Genomic DNA, 20,076 nt, shown 5'->3' with positions numbered 1-20,076 from the left:
AGCACCTTCGGGTTTCGCCGGCCACCTCCCCCCCCCCTCGAGGGCATTATGGGTATCGCCGCCAGCGAGTTGTGCCGCTATGTCATTCGCCCGACGCTGATGTACCTGGGCAGTCATAGCAAAACCGCTGAAGCCTTGTTGCTGGGCATTGCCGCCAGTCAGTCGGCGCTGGGCTCGGCACTGCACGATCGCCGCGGCCACGGCCTGTACCGCATCACTGAAGTGCGCCACCAGGACCTCTGGGATCACTACCTGGCGCTGGACCCGGAACGGGCCAGCCTGGTGAGAGGACTGGCCAGCCAACATGCGTTCCTCGCCGGACCGCACCTGGAACTGACCGTCAATCTGCGTTATGCCACCGCCATCGCCTGGTTGCTGGTGGAACAACAACACACCCCGCTCCCCGCAGCCGACGATCTGCTCGGCATGGCCCGTATCTGGAGGAAGACCTTTCAACCACAAGGACGTTTGAGAGATTTCGCCTGCGCCTGGCAAACCTGCGTTTCACCGTTGAGCCAGCTCGCCTGCTGACACCGACCTTTACAAAATCGGAGAAAAACCCCGATTTTGGTCGGATTGTCCTACAAAACCGCTCTAAATCAACTGTTACAGCCTATAGCGCCGTAGCCGAAATGTTGGTAGTTTTCGCCTCGGTGATCACCAGGAGTTCTAATAATGAAAAAATTCATGCTCAAATCCACCATCAGTCTCGCGGTTGCACTTGCCTCTACCCAACTCTTCGCCAGCGGTTTTGCTCTTAACGAACAAAGCATCAGCGGCATGGGTACTGGCTTTGCTGGCCGCTCTTCCGCTGCCGATGATGCAAGTACTGTATTTGGTAACCCTGCCGGTATGTCGCGCCTGAAACGCCAGCAAGTCACTGGCGGTATGGCGGCTATCGATGCGTCCACTGACCTCAGGAACACCAGTGGCAGCCGCCAGGGCACCAACAAGGGCGATATGGTGCCCTTAACTGCTGTGCCTATGGGCTTCTACGTCAAACCAATCGATGACCAATGGGCGTTCGGCCTGGGGGTCTATGCTCCATTTGGTTTGGTCACCGACTATGAAAGCAGCTTCCAGGGACGTAACTTCGGCAGCAAAAGCGAAGTCAAGGTCGTAACGTTCCAGCCAACCGTAAGCTACGCCTTCAACGATAAGGTTTCGATCGGTTTTGGCCCGACCATCAACCGTATTTCCGGTGTATTGGAATCAGCCTTGACTACCCCTTTTTCGCCCAATGACGGCAAAGTCAAAATCAAGGGTGACGACGTTGGTTATGGCTACAACATCGGCGTGCTGGTCCAGGCTACCGACACCACCCGCGTGGGCCTGACCTACCACTCGAAAGTGAAATACAAACTGGAAGGTCACACTGATGTCACCGCCGGTGCCGGCACCAACCCAGGCTTCCTGAAAAGCAACCGCTACGACGCCTCCCTGAAAATCGACACTCCAGAGTCCTACGACCTCTCGGTCACTCAGGAACTGAACGATGCCTGGAAACTCTATGCCGGTACCACCTGGACCCGCTGGAGCCGCCTGAAAGACATCACCGTCAACAACGAGGGTGTCACTGCTGCAACAGGTGGCGCACTGGCCCCGACGCTGAAACTGGGCAGCATCAAGGAAGAGCAGAACTGGCATGACACCTGGGCTTACGCCATCGGTACGTCCTACCAGTTGAACAAACAGTGGGTCTTGCGTACCGGCCTGACCTTTGACCAGGCGCCAACCAACAACACTGACCGTTCACCACGCATCCCTACCGGCGACCGGACCATCTTCAGCCTGGGTGCCGGCTGGAGCCCAACCGAAGACCTGACCATCGACGTTGCCTACTCCTACCTCAAGGAAGAGAAAGTCAACGTCAACCGCAGCAATGCCCTTGGCCAGACTTACAACGCCCAGTACGACAACAGCGCGAACGGTTTCGGCGTAGGTGCAACCTACCGCTTCTAAATCGTTAAGAGGCCTGTGCCTCTAGAGCCGAAAGAAAAAGCCCCGCCTCTCAAGAGGCGGGGCTTTTTCATGTGCTGATCCGCAAAACTCAGGATTTGGACGCCAACGCCTTCTCTACCGCCTCAATGAACTCCGGGTTATCCGGCTTGGTCAGGCTGGAAAAGCTGGCAATCACATTGCCCTGGCGATCCACCACGTACTTGTAGAAATTCCACTTCGGCGCATTGCTCTGCTGCGCCAGGACCTTGAACAGATGCACCGCATCGGCCCCTCGAACCTTTTGCGGCTCGGTCATGGTGAACGTCACGCCGTAGTTGACGTAACAGACCTTGGCAGTCTCAGCGCCATCCTTGGACTCCTGCTTGAAGTCATTGGACGGAACACCCACCACTTCCAACCCCTGTTCCTTGTAACGCTGATACAGCGCCTCAAGGCCTTTGAATTGCGGAGCAAACCCACAGAAGCTCGCGGTATTGACCACCACCAGCGGCTTGCCGGCAAAGCGCTTGCACAGATCGATGGATTCCTTGGCGTGCAACTTGGATACAGACCCCTGCAGTAACGCCGGACAATCCGCGGCCCAGACCGAACCTGCAAACAATGTGAGTAATGCCGGAACCACAAACCAGCGCTTAGCCATGTTCAGCGTCCTTCAATAGTCGTCGGATATCGACGTTACTCGCCCCTCTGGCCACCTAGCAAGCACCCATGCCCAACTGCATCAGCGCCAGCCCGCCGCGATGCCATCCCCACCAGGCCAGCCACAACAGCACAATGCCGACGCCCAGGCCGACACTCCAACCCAGCCATGACTTCACGCTGCACTCGCCTGCAAGCGCGCCACCGGCCGCTCACGCACCGGCCAATTGAGAGCCGCGGCCAACAGACTGAGAAGAATCGCCACCTGCCAGATCAAGTCATAACTCCCGGTACGGTCATACACCACGCCCCCCAGCCAACCGCCAAGGAACGAGCCCAACTGATGGAACAGAAACACGATGCCGCCAAGCATGGACAGGTTCCTGACCCCGAACAAGGTCGCGACCGTGCCGTTGGTCAAGGGCACGGTGGACAGCCAGAGAAAGCCCATGGCCATGCCGAACAGGTAGGCACTGGCCTGGGTCACCGGCAGCCACAGGAACAGGCCGATCACCACCGCACGCAACAGGTACAGACCGGTCAACAGCCGTGGCTTGGACATCCGCCCGCCCAACCAGCCCGCTGTGTAAGTGCCAAAGATGTTGAATAAGCCGATCAGCGCCAGCACCGTGGTTCCGACTGTCGCCGGTAGATGCTGATCCACCAGATAGGCCGGCAGATGCACGCCGATGAACACCACCTGGAAACCACAGACAAAGAAGCCGAACGCCAGCAACCAGAACCCCGAGTGAGAACAGGCTTCACGCAGGGCCTCGCCCAGGCTCTGTTCATGCCCCAGCACCGGCAGCGGCTTGTCCTTGAGCATGCTGACCAGCGGCACGATCAGCGCCACCAGCAGGCCCAGCACCAGCAATGCCGTCGACCAGCCCAGCCAGCCGATCAGCCCCAAGGTTCCCGGGAGCATGGCGAATTGGCCGAAGGAACCTGCGGCACTGGCGATCCCCATGCCCATGCTGCGCTTTTCCGGCGGCAAGGCACGACCGACCACCCCGAGAATCACCGAGAAGGAAGTTCCGGACAAACCGATGCCAATCAGCAACCCGGCACTCAGGGACAGGCTCAGCGCCGAATCCGAAAGCCCCATGAACACCAGCCCGACCGCGTACAGTACGCCACCGACCAGCACCACCTTGGCCGCACCAAAACGGTCGGCCAGGGCCCCGGTAAACGGCTGTGCCAGGCCCCAGATCAGGTTCTGCAAGGCAATGGCAAAGGCGAAGACTTCACGGCCCCAGCCGAACTGCGCGCTCATGGGTGGCAGAAACAGGCCGAAACCATGCCTAACCCCCAGCGACAGCGCCAGGATCAATGCGCTGCCGAGAAGTACCCAGCCGCAGGTGCGCCACATCGATGACATTTTTATTCTCCAGTTGCGGGTATATACCCGCTTGTAGTCGAACGAAACGCCTTCAGGCGAGTTCGTTCAGCAAGGCCAACAAGGTTTCACGCTTCTCCACCCCAAGCCGATCGATCAGCCGCTGCTGGGCTGCTTCCCAGGCCGGCAAAGCTGCCACCAAGCGCTCATGCCCCGCCTCGGTCAGTTGCACCAGACGATTGCGCTGGTCGTCACCTTCCATCAACCGGACCAGGCCCGCAGCCTCCAGGACTCGCACATTACGCCCCAGCGTACTGCGGTCCAGGCCCATGGCCTCCGCCAGGCTGGAAATGCTCGGCTGATCGAGACGCAGCAGATTGTTCAGCAAAGAGTACTGGGCAACGTTAATCCCGAAGCCGTCGAGGGCGCCGTCGTAATACCTGCTGACGCCACGAGCGGCACGACGCAGATTGGTGCACAAACATTGAGAGGGAAGCATGATGCGTGTATATACCCGCTATTAATCCAAGGCAAGAAATTTCAGAAAAAGCAGCTACTGCAGAGCTTGCTCAAAGAAGCACCATCACCAGCAATACCGCCGTCTCCAGCAACTCCAGCAGAGCCCCCGCCGTATCGCCGGTAGTGCCACCCAGGCGCCGGATCATCAACTGGCGCAACCAGAAGAACAGCAACACCGCCAGCAGCACCACCCAAAGTCCGCTGTAGCCCCCCAGCAGCAAACAGACCAGGACACTCAAGCCCAGTACCTGTCGCCCTGCCAGTGGAGGCAGATGATCGGCCAGCGCCTGACCCAGGCCTCCCGCACGCACATATGGCGTGCAAAGGAACAACCCCAGCAATGAGGCGCGCCCAATCAGAGGTGCCAGCAACAAGGCAACGCCCTGCTGCTGTTCGATCAGCGCCACCAGTGCAACGAACTTGAGCAACAGCACCAGCACCAACGTCACCACAGCGATGGGCCCGCTCCGGGGGTCTTTCATGATGCTCAAGGTGCGCTCTCGATCACCGAAGCCCCCCAGCCAGGCATCGGCACTGTCTGCCAATCCATCCAGGTGCAATCCCCCGCTGAGCAATACCCAGGCGCTCAGCAGCAACGCCGCGTGTAGCAGCAAGGGGGTGCCAGCGAGCACGGCGTCCAGCAACCACAACAGCACACCGAACAACAGCCCCACCAGCGGATAGAACAGCAATGAGCGCCCCAGCTCTTCAGGCTGAGGCATGCCCGGCAGGCGAATGGGCAGGCTGCTGAGAAACTGCAGGGCAATCCAGAATGGCAGCATCTCAGTCCTCCTCGCTCAATTGCCCCGTAGAGGCGACTTTCAAGCTGAACAACGCACCGTGGCTGACTTCCACATTCAGCAACTGCTCCCGGGGCAGCCCCCGCGCCCGGGCCAGCAACAGGCGCATCACCCCACCATGACTGATCAACAGCACCCGCTGCCCGGCACAGTCCCGGTACAAGCCCTCGATCGCCCCCAGCACCCGCTGGGAAAAGTCCGCCACGGGCTCTCCCTGGGGCGGAGTAAAGCTATAGGGATCGGCCCAGAATCGGCCCAGGTCATCGGCATTGGTTTCCATCAGCGCCGCTGCGCTCTGCCCCTCCCAGGCCCCAAAATGCAACTCCTGCACATCAGGCTGCAGCAGCAGGGGCAACTGCAACTGCGCAGCCAGTTGCTCGGCAAAACGCGAGCACCGCTGCAAGGGTGAACTGACGATCAGATCCCAACTCCCGCGCCCCTGAACCCCGTCACGCATCTGTTGCCAGCCCCGCTCTGTCAGGGCGTCGTCCAGACTGCCGCGCAAACCACCGCCCAGTTCGGTTTCACCGTGGCGCAACAGGTCCAGATACAGGGTCATGCCGGGCGGTCCGCCACGGACGCCTCGGCGAAGGTCGCCATCTGCCCGTGCAGATCACAGGCCAGGCGCAGCAATGGCACCGCCAGCGCGGCACCGCTGCCCTCCCCCAGACGCAAACCCAGGTCCAGCAACGGGTCGGCTTGCAGAGCGCCCAGCACATGCCGGTGCCCCGGCTCGGCCCCTTGATGCGCAAACAGCAGCCATGGACGGCACGCCGGATTCAGGCGCACCGCCACCAGGGCCGCGACACTGCAGATAAACCCATCAACCAGTACTGCGACTCCTTCCTGAGCGCAGGCCAGATAGGCCCCCACCAACGCAGCCACTTCAAAACCACCGAGATTGAACAGCGTCTGCAAGGCATCGTCGCGGGACCGCGCATGCAGGGCCAAGGCCCGCTCGATGACCTCGGCCTTGTGGTTGACCCCTTCGGCATTCAAGCCGGTGCCCGGTCCGGCCAACTGCGCCACCGGAATGTCCAGCAAGGCACAGGCAATGGCACTGGCGGCAGTGGTGTTGCCAATGCCCATCTCACCGCCGATAAACAGTTGGGCACCCTCGGCTCGGGCGCGCAACGCACTGTCGCGGCCTGCTTGCAGGGCCAGCTCCCCCTGAGCCGGGGTCATGGCCGGCCCCTGGACAAAGTTCTGCGTACCGGCACCCAGGTTAAGGTGGCGCACCCCCGGCAGGCTCAATCCTGGGGCCACTGTGCCCAGGTCCACCACCTCCAGTTGCGCACCCAGTTGCCGTGCCAGCACGCTGATAGCCGCGCCGCCGCTGACAAAGTTCAGCAGCATCTGCCCAGTCACTTCCTGTGGGTAGGCGGATACGCCCTCGGCAACCACCCCGTGATCCCCGGCGAAAATCGAAATCCATAACCGCTCAAGGCCTGGCTTGAGCTGACCTTGCAAACCGGCCAGACGTACCGCCAAGGGCTCCAGTTGGCCAAGGGACCCGGCCGGCTTGGTCAATTGCTGTTGACGCGCCAGGGCTTGCTCGACCATCCGGGCATCGACCGCCTTGCACGGGTTCAGCCACCAGGAGTTACTCATAACGCAGTTCCTTTCAAAGTCAGGGGCAGGCCGGCCACCGTCAGCACCACACGCTGACAACGTTCGGCCAGGGCTTGATGCAGCCAACCGGCTTCATCCACGTAGCGGCGAGTCAATTCGCCCAGGGGCACGACACCCATTCCAGTTTCGTTGCTGACAAAGATGATCTCCCCCGGCAGCGTCGCCACACACTGCAACAAGGCCTCGCGCTCGAGCACCAGGCGCTGCTCGTCCTCGAGCATCAACAGATTGGTCAACCACAGGGTCAGGCAATCCACCAGCAGACAACGCCCGGTGCCAGCGGCCTGCTGCAGCACCCGGGCCAGCTCCAGCGGTTCTTCGATCAACCCCCAATGGGACGGGCGGCGCTGACGATGATGGGCAATACGTTGATTCATCTCGCCATCCAGAGGCTGGCTGGTGGCGATGTAGGTCACCTCAAGGGCGCTGTCGGTGGCCAGTTTTTCCGCCAGGCGACTCTTGCCGGAGCGGGCACCGCCGAGAATCAGTTGCAGCATGCTTGAGCACCTTTGAAAAGTAAGTCCACCGCGGCTTACAGGCCACAGAGCTTGAGCAGCGCGGCGGTATCCAGATGACGCTCCACCAGATCCGCCAGACGCTCGATATCGCGTTCGCGCAAGGCGTGGTAATCCACCTCCTGCACATCTTGCAGTCCCGCCCAGCGCAACAGCGCACCACAGGCTGCCGGAGTCTCGAACAGACCATGCAGATAGGTGCCGAGGATCTGCCCATCGACGCTGCAAGCGCCATCGCAGCGACCGTCCTCCAACTGCACCGCAGGCTGCTCCAGGGCCGGGCCGCGAGTGACCCCAGCGTGAATTTCATAGCCACTGACCGATGCATTCTCCAGGGTCAGATTGCCGCTGACGTTACGCAGCTGTTTCTCTGCTTCGAGCACGGTCTCAAAATCCAGCAAGCCCAGGCCCGGGCTGGAGCCCGCCGCGCCTTCCAAGCCCAGTGGGTCGTGCAACTGCTTGCCGAGCATCTGCAGACCACCACAGATCCCCAGCAGCTTGCCGCCATAACGCAGGTGCCGGTCGATGGCCCGATCCCAGCCGTTGGCTCGCAGATAGGCCAGATCGCCGCGTACGCTTTTCGAGCCGGGAAGAATGATCAGGTCGGCGGCGGGAATCACCTGCCCGGGGCCGATGAACTGCAAGTCCACCTGAGGATGCAGGCGCAACGGATCGAAATCCGTGTGATTGCTGATGCGCGGCAGCACCGGCACCACCACCTTCAGCACTTGCTCGACCTTGCCGGCCTGGCGCTGGTCGATGCCGTCCTCCGCCTCCAGGTGCAGGTCCATGACATAGGGCAGCACACCAATCACCGGCTTGCCGGTACGGGCCTCCAGCCAGTCCAGGCCCGGCTGCAAAAGCGCCAGGTCACCACGAAAACGATTGATGATGAAGCCCTTGACCCGCGCCTGCTCGCTGGGCGAAAGCAGCTCCAGAGTCCCCACCAGATGGGCGAACACCCCGCCACGATTGATATCAGCAATCAGCAGCACCGGACAGTCCACCGCTTCGGCAAACCCCATGTTGGCAATGTCGCCAGCCCGTAGATTGATCTCTGCCGGAGAGCCGGCCCCTTCCACCATCACCACGTCATAAGCGCCTCGCAGACGCTCATGAGAAGCCAGAACCGCCTGCATGGCGATGGCCTTGTAGTCGTGATAGGCCACGGCATTCATGGTGGTGACGGCCCGTCCGTGAATGATCACCTGGGAGCCGGTGTCGCTGTTGGGCTTGAGCAGCACCGGGTTCATATCGGTGTGGGGTGCCAGGTTGGCCGCCTGGGCCTGGACCGCCTGAGCCCGTCCGATCTCGCCACCGTCGGCGGTCACCGCACTGTTGAGCGCCATGTTCTGCGGCTTGAACGGCACCACGCTGACGCCCCGGCGCAGCAACCAGCGACACAGCGCGGTCACCAGCGTGCTCTTGCCGGCATCCGAGGTGGTGCCCTGTACCATCAGCGTGCTCATGGATAGTCCTTGCGATAAGCCTGCAGCGCCTGTTCCAGGCGCGCCCAATCGGCATCGTCGGCGGGCAGGCCGAAGCGCAGACTGCTGTTGTGGGCGAACAGCCGCAGGAGAATGCCGCGCCGCGCCATGAATTGATAAAGCCGCTCGGCCTCGGCGGTGATCAGCCACTGGAACAGCGCACAGCCGCCCTGAGGCTTGAAGCCGTAGCGCGCAAGAACTTCACTCAAGCGCTCGCTAGCCTCTTCACTGCGCAGACGTTGCCGGGCATGCCCCTCGACATCCCGCAGGCAAGCCTGCCCCAGCACCCGGGTCGGCCCGCTGACCGCCCAAGGGCCAACCTGCTCCGCCAACAGCCTGAGCAACCGGCGCTCGGCCAGGACAAAGCCCAGGCGTACGCCAGCCAGCCCGAAGAACTTGCCGAATGAACGCAGGACAATCAGCCCCACCTGATGGGCATGCCGGGCCAGACTCAGTTGCGGGGTGTTATCCATGAAGGCTTCATCCACCACCAACCAACCACCGCGCTGGGCCAAGCGGGCATGCCAATCCAGCAGGCGCTCGGGCGTGAGGCTCAAACCGGTGGGGTTGTTGGGGTTGACCACCACCAGCACATCGAGGCTGTCGAGAAAGAAATCCACTTCCTGCTCCAGTACCTCACGCACCCGGTAGCCACTGCGCCGCCAGGCCTCGGCGTGTTCGGCATAACAGGGTGACAAGACCCCGACCTTGCCCGCCCGCCGCAGCCGCGGCAGCAATTGGATCGCCGCCTGGGAACCGGCCACCGGCAGCACCTCAGTCGCGCCGTAGTAGGCGCAGGCCGCCTGTTCCAGACCATCATCGGTTTCCGGCAGACGTGCCCAGGCACGCAGGGGAATGGTCGGCAAGGGAAATGGCCAGGGCGCCAATCCGCTGGACAGATCCAGCCAGGCCTCTTCGGCGATCCCGTGTTCCTGGGCCGCCTTGCGCAACCTTCCGCCGTGCTCAAGCATAGAATTCAGCCCCCAGGCACAAAATCAACAACCACAGCCAGACACCCCGCTGCACCAACTGCCAACCGCGATCGATGGAGTCGGCACTCGCCGGCTCGCCTTCGCCCAGTTGCGGACGCTGGTGCAACTCACCGTGATAAATCGCTGCGCCGCCCAACTCGACCCCCAGGGCGCCCGCTCCAGCCGCCATCACCGGACCGGCATTGGGGCTGTCCCAGGTCGGCCCCTGGCGCCACCAGCATTTGAGCGCCAGGCGGGTCTTGCCCAGCAAGGCATAGGTCAGGGCCACCAGGCGCGCAGGAATATAGTTGAGCAGGTCGTCGATTCGCGCCGCCGCCCAGCCGAAACGCTCAAAACGCTCGTTGCGATAGCCCCACATTGCATCCAGGGTGTTGCTCAGGCGATAGAGCACCACCCCCGGCGCACCGGCCACGGCAAACCAGAACAAGGCGGCAAACACGGCATCGCTGCCGTTTTCCAGCACCGATTCAGTGGCTGCCCGCGCCACTTCGGTGGCATCCAGTTCACTGGTCTGACGGCTCACCAGAAAACCGACCCGACGCCGGGCTTCATCCAGGTCTTCACTGCGCAAAGCCTGAGCCACCGGCGCGACGTGCTCGCCGAGGCTGCGCAGGCCCAGGGCGCAATACAGTGCAATGATCTCCACCACCCAACCAATGTAGGGCAGCCAGGACAGGGCCGTGGCCAGCAGGGTCAAGGGCAGCACCGCCAGTACCCAGGCGGTGACCCCATGACTGCGCCAGCCTCGGCCGGCGGCGTTGAAACGTTGCTCGATACGATCCGCCATACGGCCAAAGGCCACCAGCGGATGCCTGCGCTTGGGTTCGCCCAGCAGCGCATCCAGCGCCACCCCGGCGACACTCAGCAACGCCACACTCATTGACTCACTCCCCAGTAATTCTCATACAGCAACTCACTCAATGGCCGGGGTTGCGCCCAACCCTGCAGCGCCAGCATCGGCGCCGGATAGAACTCGGTAACCGGGCCCAGGCACAACACGGCCAAGGGTTTGGCACCGGCGGGCAATCCCAGCAAGTCGGCCAGGGCCTGGGGCTCGAACAGCGAAACCCAGCCCAGGCCCAGGCCTTCGCTGCGCGCCGCCAGCCAGAGGTTCTGAATGGCACAGGACAGCGAAGCCAGGTCCATTTCCGGCAGAGTGCGCCGACCAAAGACATGCCGCTCACGCCCATCCATCAACGCCGCCACCAGCACCTCGGCACAGTCATTGATGCCTTCAACCTTGAGTTTCATGAACTCGTCGGAACGCTCCCCCAAGGCCTCGGCAGTGCGCACCCGCTCCTCCTCCACCAACTGCTGGATTCGTCCACGTAACGGGCGATCGCTGATACGGATAAAACGCCAGGGTTGCATCAACCCCACGCTGGGTGCCTGATGCGCCGCCTCCAGCAAACGCCGCAGCAGCTCGGGCGCGACACTGCCACCGGCGAAGTGACGCATATCCCGGCGCTCGGCAATGGCGCGATAAACCGCCTCACGCTCCGCCGTAGAAAAATCCTGCTCACTCACCTACCGCATCCTCTACAGGCGTTGGCTTGCCAGCGCGAGCTGGCACGAACAAAGCCGCCACCGCCGCCGGGTTGGACGGAAAGTAAAAGTGCACATAGGAGGCCGTCATCCGCCCATCGCGATACACCGCTTCCGCACCACGGCCACCATTGGGGCTGATGCCGCGGGCAATCGGCTCGAGTTGCGTGCTGGTCAGGGAATGATGATAGGTGTGACCACGCAAGCTGCCTTCCGGTAACTCCACCGCTTGCAAGGCCAGGGCCGCGAGGCGCTTTTGCATCACGGCATCACCGGGCAGCAGCCCCAAGAGATTGGCACGCTGGCCTTCGACGTCGGTCAGGGAGTCCAGCAAGTACAACATGCCGCCACACTCCGCGAGCAACGGCTTGCCCGCAGCATGATGGGCACGAATGGCACCCAGCATCGCGGTGTTTTGCGCCAGCGCCTGGTGGTGCAATTCAGGGTATCCACCGGGCAGATACAGACTGTCCGCCTCCGGCAGCTCAGTGTCATGAATCGGCGAGAAGAAGCTCAACTGCGCGCCCATGGCCCGCAACAGATCCAGGCTGGCACCGTAGGTAAAGGCAAACGCCTCATCCCGCGCCACGGCGATTCGCACACCGGCAAGCAAAGGCTCGCAGGGTACCGGCGTTGGTGCGGCAAAGCTCACTGCCGGCGGCAGTGCCACTTGGCAACTGCTGGCCAGGGCTTCAGCGGCAGCATCAAGGCGCAGGTCAAGATCATTCAGCTCGCTGGCCTGTACCAGCCCCAGGTGGCGACTGGGCAGTTCGATGTCAGTCTCTCGGGACAAGGCACCGTACCAGCGCAATCCCTCGGTGAGGCTTCCTTCGAGCAACTGCGCGTGGCGCAAGGTGCCTACCCGATTGGCCAGCACCCCGGCGAACGGCAGGTCCGGCTGATAGCGGGCCAGTCCCAGGGCCAGCGCACCAAAGGTCTGGGCCATGGCGGTGCCATCGATCACCCCCAACACCGGGACGCCGAAATGCCGCGCCAGATCGGCACTGGAGGGCGTGCCATCGAACAGCCCCATGACCCCTTCGATCAGGATCAGGTCTGCTTCGCCCGCAGCCTCCCACAACAAGCGACGGCTTTCCTGCTCCCCGACCATCCACATGTCCAGCTGGTACACCGGAGCACCGCTGGCTCGCTCAAGAATCATTGGGTCGAGAAAATCCGGACCACACTTGAATACCCGCACCTTGCGCCCCTGGTTGCGGTGCAGGCGGGCCAGTGCCGCGGTCACGGTGGTCTTGCCCTGGCCGGAAGCCGGTGCGGCGATCAATACCGCCGGGCAATGACGAACATCGGTCATGAATTCACACTCACAGCTCAACACCTTTCTGCGCCTTGATACCGGCCTGGAACGCATGCTTGACCATGCCCATTTCAGTGACGGTATCTGCCAGCTCGATCATCTCCGGCTTGGCGCCGCGGCCGGTCACCACCACATGCTGCATGGGTGGCCGAGCCTGCAGATCACTGAGCACCTGGTCCAGATCCAGGTAGCCGTGCTTGAGCGCGATGTTCAACTCGTCGAGTACGACAAGACCAATCTCCGGGTCGCTCAACAGCTCCCTGGATACCGCCCAGGCCGCTTCGGCCGCAGCAATGTCGCGCTGGCGATCCTGGGTCTCCCAGGTGAAGCCCTCACCCATCACGTGAAACCGCACCTGCTCTGGAAAACGCCGGAAGAACAACTCTTCCCCTGTGCTGTTACGGCCCTTGATGAACTGCACCACACCGCACTGCATACCGTGGCCCATGGACCGCGCCAGCATGCCGAAGGCCGAACTGCTCTTGCCCTTGCCATTGCCAGTCAGCACCAGCAACAGACCACATTCGTTGGGCGAGTTGGCGATGCGCTCGTCGATCACGGCTTTCTTGCGCAACATGCGCGCCAGATGGCGCTCGTCACGATCGGGGGATTCACTCATGGGGCAGCTCTCCGTTGGGGCTGGGGAACGGCGGGCAGGAAAAAAAAGAGACGGCGCTAGCCTGGCATCGCCCACCGTGATGCCGTTGGATGGATCAGGCCGGTCTCCGGGCTCATGAGGGGCATCGCTGCCGGGCTGCGCGCCTTCCCATGTCATCGACACAGTGGCATGTGGCACAGCCTTGACTCATCTACCGTTGCGGGGGCAGCGCCGGAATCGTTGCCGTGTCCATCGCTGGAACAGGCCCTGACCGGCTTCCCTGTTTCACTCTGTCGACCATGGGCCACAGAGCACCTGAAACAAGTCGCGAAGGTTAGAGGGTTGGGGGTGGAGCGTCAATTAAAGCCAGCCGTCGCACATCACACAAAACTGCACTGCATCAACAAACTGACGCCAATCTTGTGCCACACTCAGAGCGGTGATATCAAAAAGCCATAACCCAGGACCCAAGGTCCTGCCGCACAACAATAAGGAGTGAGCTCGATGCAAGGCATGATCATCAGCAATCCAAAGCTGGAATTCCTGCGCCCGATGCTGGAACGCTGGTTCGATTGCATTGACCGCTACAACGCAGTCCGCGGCGATAGCGAAACCCCGTACTGGTTCGATGAAAAGGCCAACCTGGGATTACTTTCTGCGGCGGCCTGGATGGCGGAGATGATCAGCCTGGAACACAGTCCCAGCAAGAAGCAACAGGAAGACGGCGCCCGCAACGCTCGTACCGACCTGTACCTGGCCACCAAGGACGAACGCGCCTATATCCAGAGCACCCAGCGCTGGCCGCGGGTCAACAGCCTGCACCTGACCCAGCCATTGCTGGACATTGCCAGTGACGCCAGAAAGATCAGCTACCCCAGCGACCTGAGGCTTGGCTGCCTGTTTGTCGCCCCGCAAAAAGCCCAGCACAGCGCCTCTCCCGAAGAACTTCAGGACATGCTGGACGAACTGCAAAAGGAGCACTGCTGCGCCGTAGCCTGGTACTTCCCCTACGCCTACCGCAAGCTGCACAACGAAAGCGGCCACTACCATCCGGGGATTGCCGTACTGTTCAAGGAGGCCCGCTGATCAGGCGGAACCATCGACTGGCTATGCTCCTCTATGACTACGACGTTCGTGCACTCATAGGGAAATCAGCATGCTCAAGCTTCAACACACCTTGCTTATCGCTATCGCCGCCGGCCTCACCGCCTGCGGCGAAACCTCAAGCCTGCAAGTCTCGGACGGCACCGGACCGAACCCCAAACTGCCGCAGCCCAATCCCACGCTGATCCCCACGGTCAATATTGCCCCCGCCATCGGCTGGCCCGAGGGCGCAAAACCCACGGCAGCAGCCGGCACACAGGTTGCCGCCTTCGCCGAAAACCTAGACCACCCACGCTGGCTGTATGTATTACCCAATGGCGATGTATTGGTAGCTGAAACCAATGCACCGCCCAAGCCGGATGACAGCCAGGGCATTCGCGGCTGGATCGCCGGAAAAGTGATGGGCCGCGCCGGCGCAACCGTCCCCAGCGCCAATCGCATTACCCTGTTGCGAGACCAGGATCACGACGGCGTAGCCGAAACCCGCTGCTTGTTCCTGGAGAACCTCAACTCCCCATTCGGCATGACCCTGGTGGGCAATGATCTGTATGTAGCGGACACCGACAAGCTGCTGCGCTTCCCCTATCAGGTCGGTGACACCCACATCAGCGCAGCCCCCACCAAGGTGCTCGACCTCCCCGGCGGCACACTCAACCACCACTGGACCAAGAACGTCATCGCCAGCAAGGACGCAAGCAAGCTGTATGTCACCGTCGGCTCGAACAGTAACGTTGGGGAAAACGGCCTGGATAAAGAAGAAGGCCGTGCAGCCATCTGGGAAGTGGATCGAGCCAGCGGCAAGCATCGCCTGTTCGCCACCGGCCTGCGCAACCCCAATGGCCTGGCCTGGGAGCCGGTCAGTGGAGCGCTATGGACCGCCGTCAATGAGCGCGACGAAATAGGCAGCGACCTGGTTCCGGACTACATCACCTCGGTCAAGGACGGGGCTTTTTATGGCTGGCCCTTCAGTTACTACGGGCAACACGTGGACGTGCGGGTCAAGCCAAAAAACCTCGAACAGGTGAGCAAGGCAATCGCCCCGGATTATGCCGTGGGCCCGCATACAGCCTCACTGGGCCTGACCTTCGCCGAAGGCAGCAAACTTCCCGCGCCCTTTACCGAAGGAGCCTTCATCGGCCAGCACGGCTCCTGGAACCGCAAGCCCCACAGCGGCTACAAGGTGATATTCGTGCCTTTCCGTGCAGGCAAACCCCAGGGACAACCGATCGACGTACTCAGCGGCTTTCTCAATGCCGATGAAAAAGCCCTGGGACGCCCGGTCGGGGTAGTCATCGATCAGCAAGGGGGGCTATTGGTCGCCGATGACGTCGGCAACAAGATCTGGCGGGTATCCGCCGCCAAAGCGCCCTGAGTTCAACGCTTGCGGCACAGGGTCAGGCCATCCCCCAAGGGAAGCAGCGACAGGTCGATACGCGAGTCATCCTTCAAGGCGCGATTGAGCGCCTGGATGGCTCGGGTATCCTCACTGGCGGCATTCGCCTCCAGCACTCGCCCGCTCCATAGCGTGTTGTCGAACACCGCCAGGCCCCCAACTCGCAGTAAACGCAGGGCAAACTCCAGATAGGCTGGATAATTGGCCTTGTCCGCATCGATAAAGATCAGATCGAAAGACTCAAGCTGGCCCGCCTGCTCCAGGCCAGCCAGAGTCTGCAGCGCGGGCGCCAGGCGCAGATCAATACGCTGGTCGACTCCCGCGTCCTTCCAGTAACGACAGGCGGTGGCATTGTAATCGCCGGGAATATCACAACAGATCAACAAACCATCGTCGGGCAGCGCCTGGGCCATGCACAAGGCGCTATAGCCGGTGAAGGTCCCGACCTCGAGGATGCGGCGAGCACCGATCAGCTTGATCAGCAGCGCGAGGAACTGCCCCTGCTCCGGCGCCACCTGCCAGCGCGCATTGGGCAGCGCCTGGGTTTCGTCACGCAAACGACGCAATAAGGGCGTCTCACGCAGTGAAACGTCCAGCAGGTACTGATAAAGGGCATCGTCGAGGTTGAGGGTACGAGCAGTCACGAGCACCTCGACCGGAGAAGTGTTATGGGTTGTGCGCCAGATGTTCCGGCTGCAGTACACGCTTGGCGCTCAGGTAGGCCTTCTGCCAATAGGCTTTGGACAGACTGTCGAGCTTCACGGTGCCACCTGTGGCCGGGGCGTGCACGAAACGCCCTTCGCCAACATAGATCCCGGCATGGCTGACCTGAGAACCGCCATTGGTGGCGAAGAAGATCAGGTCACCGGTCTGCAAGGCATTCTTGCCCACATCCTGCGCCTGCATGCCGATCATTTCCCGAGTCGAGCGCGGCAAGGAAATACCCGCCGCATCACGGTAGACATAACCAATCAAACCGCTGCAATCGAATCCGGAGTCCGGTGTATTGCCACCCCAGCGATAGGGCGTGCCTACCAGACCCAAGGCGCGAAACAGCACGTCTTCGGCAACCGGAGAAAAGGCCTGGGAGGAATTGAATACAGGAGCACGTACCACAGGCGCCGGAGGCGGTGTACGACTGGCGCAAGCACTGAGCAGTGCAGCGAGGGCAATAAGCGCGAAACGGGCCGAGGTCGACATAAGCTGAACAATCCTGATCGGGATGCGGCTTTCTCTGCCGTGGTACTGAAAACAAAACCGCGTAAGCAGGGCTTACGCGGTTAGTTTCAACAATAGATCAGGATTCTAGCGCCTACACGCCAAACTTCAAGTAAGACTTTAACTTCGCCCTACAAACAGTCAGCTTATTTACGTGCAGTGACCACAGTCGGTGCCATGGCGAGGGCTCGCTTGGCTTCGATGAAGGTCTTGCTCCAATAGCTGTCACCCAGGCTGTCTACTCGCACGCCGCCACTGCGACGGCTGCTGGAGTGGATGAACTGATCATCCCCCAGATAGATACCGGCGTGGCTGACGCGCCCGCGACCGTTGGTGCTGAAGAACAGCAGATCGCCCGGCTTGAGGTTGTTACGCGCTACCAGAGGAGCCTTGACGTTGATCATTTCGCGAGTGGAGCGCGGCAGGTTCATGCCCGCCTCTTCGCGAAACAGATAACCAATGAAACCGCTGCAATCGAAGCCGGCTTCCGAGGTACCGCCGAAACGGTAACGGGTACCGATCAGGGACATGCCGCGCTCAAGGATGCTGTCAGCCAGAACTGGCAACTGGTAAGGCTTGCTGTCAGAGAACTCTGCCAGTTCCTTTTCAGTTGCCAGCTCTTCCTGGTAAACAGCGGAAGACTGGTTTTTTGCGGAGACTTGAGCCTGTTGCACGGGTTGCTGCTGAGACACAGGGGTGTGAGAAGCGCAACCAAACAACAGGGTAACGAGTGCGAGAGGCACGAGGGGTGCGAAGCGATTTAGCATGGGCACGACCGTGGCTTGAAATAAAAGAAGACGCGACTATGCCTTCTATCGCCCTCATTTGCAAATTCAATCGATCAGAATGTGACTTATGAGTTTCTTCCGTACATCTAAGGCTTTAAGCCCATTTTAAGTCCGCCCGCCTCTGGAAACCCTTCCAAAGGTGCGTTTTCTGACGCCTGAAATATGCCGAGCGCCTTCCAGCGAAGCGCTGCAGGCCTTGGTTTTACCAGCCCAGAGTCTCTTTCAGGAAAGGAATGGTCAGCTTGCGCTGAGCTTGCAATGAGGCCTGATCAAGGCGCTCGAGCAACTCGAAAAGTGCACTCATGCTGCGAGTCCCGCGAGTCAGAATAAAATGCCCGACTTCATCGGTCAGATGCAGCCCACGACGGGACGCACGCAGTTGCAGGGCACGCAATTTATCTTCATCAGAGAGCGGACGCATCTGGAATATCAGCGCCAGGGTCAGACGGGACTTCAAGTCCGCCAGTTTCACCGGCAACTCCCGGGGTGAGGTCGAGGCCGCGATCAGCAAGCGTCGACCACTGTCACGCAAGCGATTGAACAGATGGAACAGCGCCTCTTCCCAATCGGCCTTGCCGGCCACCGCCTGCAGATCATCCAGGCAAACCAATTCGTACTGCTCAAGATTGTCGAGAATCTCGATACCACGATCCAGCAACTCTGCCAGCGGCAGGTAAACTGCCGGCTCCCCCAACTGCTCGAAACGCAAACACGCCGCCTGCAGCAAATGCGTACGGCCTACGCCGTCCTTGCCCCAGAGGTAGATCAGGCTTTCGGTCCAACCGGCGTCGGCTTCGCATAGGCGCTCGACGTAGCCGAGTGCAGCGGCATTGGCGCCTGGATAGTAGTTGATGAAGGTGGCGTCATCACGCAGACGCACACCTAGGGGCAGCTGAATCGGTTTCATGCTGACTGAACAGTTCCAAAGGAACCGTTAGTGGCCTCTGTGTAAAGTTTGCAAAGTTTATACCCGTGACGCCGAGCGCACAATGCAGCAGACCACAAGCAAAATCAAAGGTTTGCGTCAGCCGAAGCGGGGCAAAGGGGATTCTTTGACAGCCCGGACAGCAACAGATGGACAGTCATGAATGGGCGCCCCTGCTCGTCGAGCCTTTTGCCCGCCTACAGTTCGGGGTCTTCAGCACCACTGTAGATGTCCGAGTCCTTGTACAGGTCATGCACATGGCGTACGAGCACCATGATCACCGCCGCCACCGGCAGAGCCAGCAGCACCCCGGTAAACCCGAACAGCTCGCCACCCGCAAGAATGGCAAAGATTACCGCCACCGGATGCAGACCAATGCGATCACCTACCAGCAACGGCGTCAGCACCATCCCCTCCAGCGCCTGCCCGACCATGAATACCGCAACGATGCCGAGCATCGGGTACAGGTCGCCACCAAACTGGAACAGACCGGCTATCAGCGCAGCTCCAATGCCTATGACAAAGCCCATGTACGGCACGATCGCTGCCAAACCGGCAATCAGGCCGATCAACAAGCCCAGCTCGAGCCCTACCAACATCAGCCCTGCCGCATAGATCACCCCGAGAGCCAGCATCACCAGCAATTGCCCGCGGACAAATGCCCCCAGCACCTCATGACACTCACCCGCCAGGGACATCACCCGCTCCTCGCGATTGCGCGGCAACAGGCTCCGGATCTTGGCCATCATCAGATCCCAGTCCCGCAGCAGGTAGAAGCTGACCACCGGGATCAGTACCAGGTTGGCCAGCCAGCCGATCAGCGCCAAACCCGAAGCCGTGGCCTGGCTCAGCACCACACCCACGATGTCCGTGGTCTGCCCCATATGCTCGCTGATGGCAGCCTTGACCTTGTCGAACTTCCAGAAGCCATCCGCCAACCCCAGCCGGGACTGCACCCAGGGCATTGCCGAGTGCTGCATCCAGTCGAGCATTTGCGGCGCCAATTCATACAATCGCAGCAACTGCTTGGCCAGCATCGGCACCAATACCAGCAGCAGCGTCATCACGATCAGGGTGAACAGCGCAAACACAGCCACCACACCCCAGGTTCGGGATAGCCCCCATTTTTCCAGGCGATCCACCAAGGGGTCGAACAGATAGGCCAGCAACAGCGCCACCAGGAACGGACTCAGGATCGGGTGCAGCAGGTAAACCAACCCACAAACCAGGAGCACTCCACCCAACCAGACCCAACGACGCGTATCAGCCATAAACCACTCCTGCTTCTATATAGAAGGAAATCAA

At 61.1% G+C, this 20,076-nt stretch carries 23 protein-coding genes and 1 riboswitch; of the genes, 4 read left to right on the top strand and 19 right to left on the bottom strand.

Annotation, left to right across the window (positions count from 1 at the left end):
• The first annotated feature begins 48 nt into the window (after window positions 1-48).
• Both Q8O96_RS09010 and Q8O96_RS09005 read left to right on the top strand, forming a co-directional pair.
• Window positions 49-531 carry a hypothetical protein gene (locus Q8O96_RS09010; protein WP_102860764.1) on the top strand — a complete coding sequence of 161 codons (483 nt, stop codon included), beginning with the start codon at window positions 49-51 and terminating at the stop codon, window positions 529-531.
• Between the two features lie 144 nt (window positions 532-675).
• Window positions 676-1,962, top strand: coding sequence for an OmpP1/FadL family transporter (locus Q8O96_RS09005; protein WP_102860763.1), 1,287 nt, complete (start codon window positions 676-678; stop codon window positions 1,960-1,962).
• Window positions 1,963-2,050: 88 nt separating this feature from the next.
• Here Q8O96_RS09005 and Q8O96_RS09000 read toward each other — a convergent pair whose 3' ends face one another.
• From Q8O96_RS09000 to cobO, 14 genes are all read right to left on the bottom strand, one after another.
• Window positions 2,051-2,602: a glutathione peroxidase gene (locus Q8O96_RS09000; RefSeq protein WP_305948690.1), complete on the bottom strand. Its 552-nt coding sequence runs from the start codon at window positions 2,600-2,602 to the stop codon at window positions 2,051-2,053.
• A gap of 55 nt (window positions 2,603-2,657) precedes the next feature.
• Window positions 2,658-2,780: a hypothetical protein gene (locus Q8O96_RS08995; protein ID WP_258008952.1), complete on the bottom strand. Its 123-nt coding sequence runs from the start codon at window positions 2,778-2,780 to the stop codon at window positions 2,658-2,660.
• Window positions 2,777-3,979, bottom strand: coding sequence for an MFS transporter (locus tag Q8O96_RS08990; protein WP_102880541.1), 1,203 nt, complete (start codon window positions 3,977-3,979; stop codon window positions 2,777-2,779). The genes Q8O96_RS08995 and Q8O96_RS08990 overlap by 4 nt, the downstream gene beginning before the upstream one ends.
• A 52-nt stretch (window positions 3,980-4,031) precedes the next feature.
• Window positions 4,032-4,436, bottom strand: a complete 405-nt coding sequence (locus Q8O96_RS08985) for a MarR family winged helix-turn-helix transcriptional regulator (RefSeq protein WP_102860760.1) — start codon at window positions 4,434-4,436, stop codon at window positions 4,032-4,034.
• Window positions 4,437-4,506: 70 nt separating this feature from the next.
• Window positions 4,507-5,238, bottom strand: a complete 732-nt coding sequence (locus Q8O96_RS08980; RefSeq protein ID WP_102860759.1) for an adenosylcobinamide-GDP ribazoletransferase — start codon at window positions 5,236-5,238, stop codon at window positions 4,507-4,509.
• Between the two features lies 1 nt (window position 5,239).
• Window positions 5,240-5,815 (bottom strand): alpha-ribazole phosphatase family protein, encoded by a 576-nt coding sequence (gene cobC / locus Q8O96_RS08975; RefSeq protein WP_250329469.1) that lies wholly within the window; start codon window positions 5,813-5,815, stop codon window positions 5,240-5,242.
• Window positions 5,812-6,867, bottom strand: coding sequence for a nicotinate-nucleotide--dimethylbenzimidazole phosphoribosyltransferase (gene cobT / locus Q8O96_RS08970; protein ID WP_250329470.1), 1,056 nt, complete (start codon window positions 6,865-6,867; stop codon window positions 5,812-5,814). The genes cobC and cobT overlap by 4 nt, the downstream gene beginning before the upstream one ends.
• Entirely contained in the window at window positions 6,864-7,385 is a 522-nt protein-coding gene (gene cobU / locus Q8O96_RS08965; RefSeq protein WP_102880546.1) for a bifunctional adenosylcobinamide kinase/adenosylcobinamide-phosphate guanylyltransferase, read from the bottom strand. The genes cobT and cobU overlap by 4 nt, the downstream gene beginning before the upstream one ends.
• Window positions 7,386-7,420: 35 nt before the next feature.
• The gene (locus Q8O96_RS08960) at window positions 7,421-8,872 is read right to left on the bottom strand and encodes a cobyric acid synthase (protein ID WP_305948689.1); all 1,452 of its coding nucleotides are present in this window, start codon (window positions 8,870-8,872) and stop codon (window positions 7,421-7,423) included.
• A complete protein-coding gene (gene cobD, locus Q8O96_RS08955) occupies window positions 8,869-9,861 on the bottom strand; it encodes a threonine-phosphate decarboxylase CobD (RefSeq protein ID WP_110651477.1) in 993 nt (330 codons plus the stop codon). Before cobD ends, Q8O96_RS08960 begins: the two co-directional genes overlap by 4 nt.
• Window positions 9,854-10,762: an adenosylcobinamide-phosphate synthase CbiB gene (cbiB, locus tag Q8O96_RS08950; RefSeq protein WP_110594693.1), complete on the bottom strand. Its 909-nt coding sequence runs from the start codon at window positions 10,760-10,762 to the stop codon at window positions 9,854-9,856. Before cbiB ends, cobD begins: the two co-directional genes overlap by 8 nt.
• On the bottom strand, window positions 10,759-11,409 hold the full coding sequence (gene bluB / locus Q8O96_RS08945) for a 5,6-dimethylbenzimidazole synthase (RefSeq protein WP_102860752.1): 651 nt from the start codon (window positions 11,407-11,409) through the stop codon (window positions 10,759-10,761). Before bluB ends, cbiB begins: the two co-directional genes overlap by 4 nt.
• Complete coding sequence (locus tag Q8O96_RS08940; protein WP_305948688.1) at window positions 11,402-12,742, bottom strand: cobyrinate a,c-diamide synthase; 1,341 nt, start codon at window positions 12,740-12,742, stop codon at window positions 11,402-11,404. The genes bluB and Q8O96_RS08940 overlap by 8 nt, the downstream gene beginning before the upstream one ends.
• A gap of 10 nt (window positions 12,743-12,752) precedes the next feature.
• The gene (gene cobO / locus Q8O96_RS08935) at window positions 12,753-13,364 is read right to left on the bottom strand and encodes a cob(I)yrinic acid a,c-diamide adenosyltransferase (RefSeq protein ID WP_102860750.1); all 612 of its coding nucleotides are present in this window, start codon (window positions 13,362-13,364) and stop codon (window positions 12,753-12,755) included.
• 79 nt (window positions 13,365-13,443) lie between these two features.
• Window positions 13,444-13,677, bottom strand: a riboswitch (cobalamin riboswitch).
• Window positions 13,678-13,847: 170 nt separating this feature from the next.
• Here cobO and Q8O96_RS08930 point away from each other — a divergent pair.
• Window positions 13,848-14,429 (top strand): hypothetical protein, encoded by a 582-nt coding sequence (locus Q8O96_RS08930; protein ID WP_102860749.1) that lies wholly within the window; start codon window positions 13,848-13,850, stop codon window positions 14,427-14,429.
• A gap of 70 nt (window positions 14,430-14,499) precedes the next feature.
• Window positions 14,500-15,819 (top strand): sorbosone dehydrogenase family protein, encoded by a 1,320-nt coding sequence (locus tag Q8O96_RS08925; RefSeq protein ID WP_305948687.1) that lies wholly within the window; start codon window positions 14,500-14,502, stop codon window positions 15,817-15,819.
• 2 nt (window positions 15,820-15,821) lie between these two features.
• Here the strand turns inward: Q8O96_RS08925 and Q8O96_RS08920 are convergent, their stop codons facing one another.
• The 5 genes from Q8O96_RS08920 to Q8O96_RS08900 form a co-directional block, all read right to left on the bottom strand.
• A complete protein-coding gene (locus Q8O96_RS08920; protein WP_305948686.1) occupies window positions 15,822-16,484 on the bottom strand; it encodes a class I SAM-dependent methyltransferase in 663 nt (220 codons plus the stop codon).
• 22 nt (window positions 16,485-16,506) lie between these two features.
• Window positions 16,507-17,040 carry a C40 family peptidase gene (locus tag Q8O96_RS08915; protein ID WP_305948685.1) on the bottom strand — a complete coding sequence of 178 codons (534 nt, stop codon included), beginning with the start codon at window positions 17,038-17,040 and terminating at the stop codon, window positions 16,507-16,509.
• A gap of 164 nt (window positions 17,041-17,204) precedes the next feature.
• A complete protein-coding gene (locus tag Q8O96_RS08910; RefSeq protein ID WP_102860746.1) occupies window positions 17,205-17,825 on the bottom strand; it encodes a C40 family peptidase in 621 nt (206 codons plus the stop codon).
• A 223-nt stretch (window positions 17,826-18,048) separates the two neighbouring features.
• Window positions 18,049-18,753, bottom strand: coding sequence for a DnaA regulatory inactivator Hda (gene hda, locus Q8O96_RS08905; RefSeq protein ID WP_007898944.1), 705 nt, complete (start codon window positions 18,751-18,753; stop codon window positions 18,049-18,051).
• Window positions 18,754-18,968: 215 nt separating this feature from the next.
• A complete protein-coding gene (locus Q8O96_RS08900; RefSeq protein WP_102860745.1) occupies window positions 18,969-20,042 on the bottom strand; it encodes an AI-2E family transporter in 1,074 nt (357 codons plus the stop codon).
• Between the last annotated feature and the right edge of the window lie 34 nt (window positions 20,043-20,076).

Source organism: Pseudomonas sp. LPH60, assembly GCF_030718165.1.
In the GTDB taxonomy this organism is placed as follows: Bacteria; Pseudomonadota; Gammaproteobacteria; order Pseudomonadales; family Pseudomonadaceae; genus Aquipseudomonas; species Aquipseudomonas danubii.
Note: the sequence above shows the minus strand (reverse complement) of the source record. Positions and strands in the feature narration are given on the sequence as shown.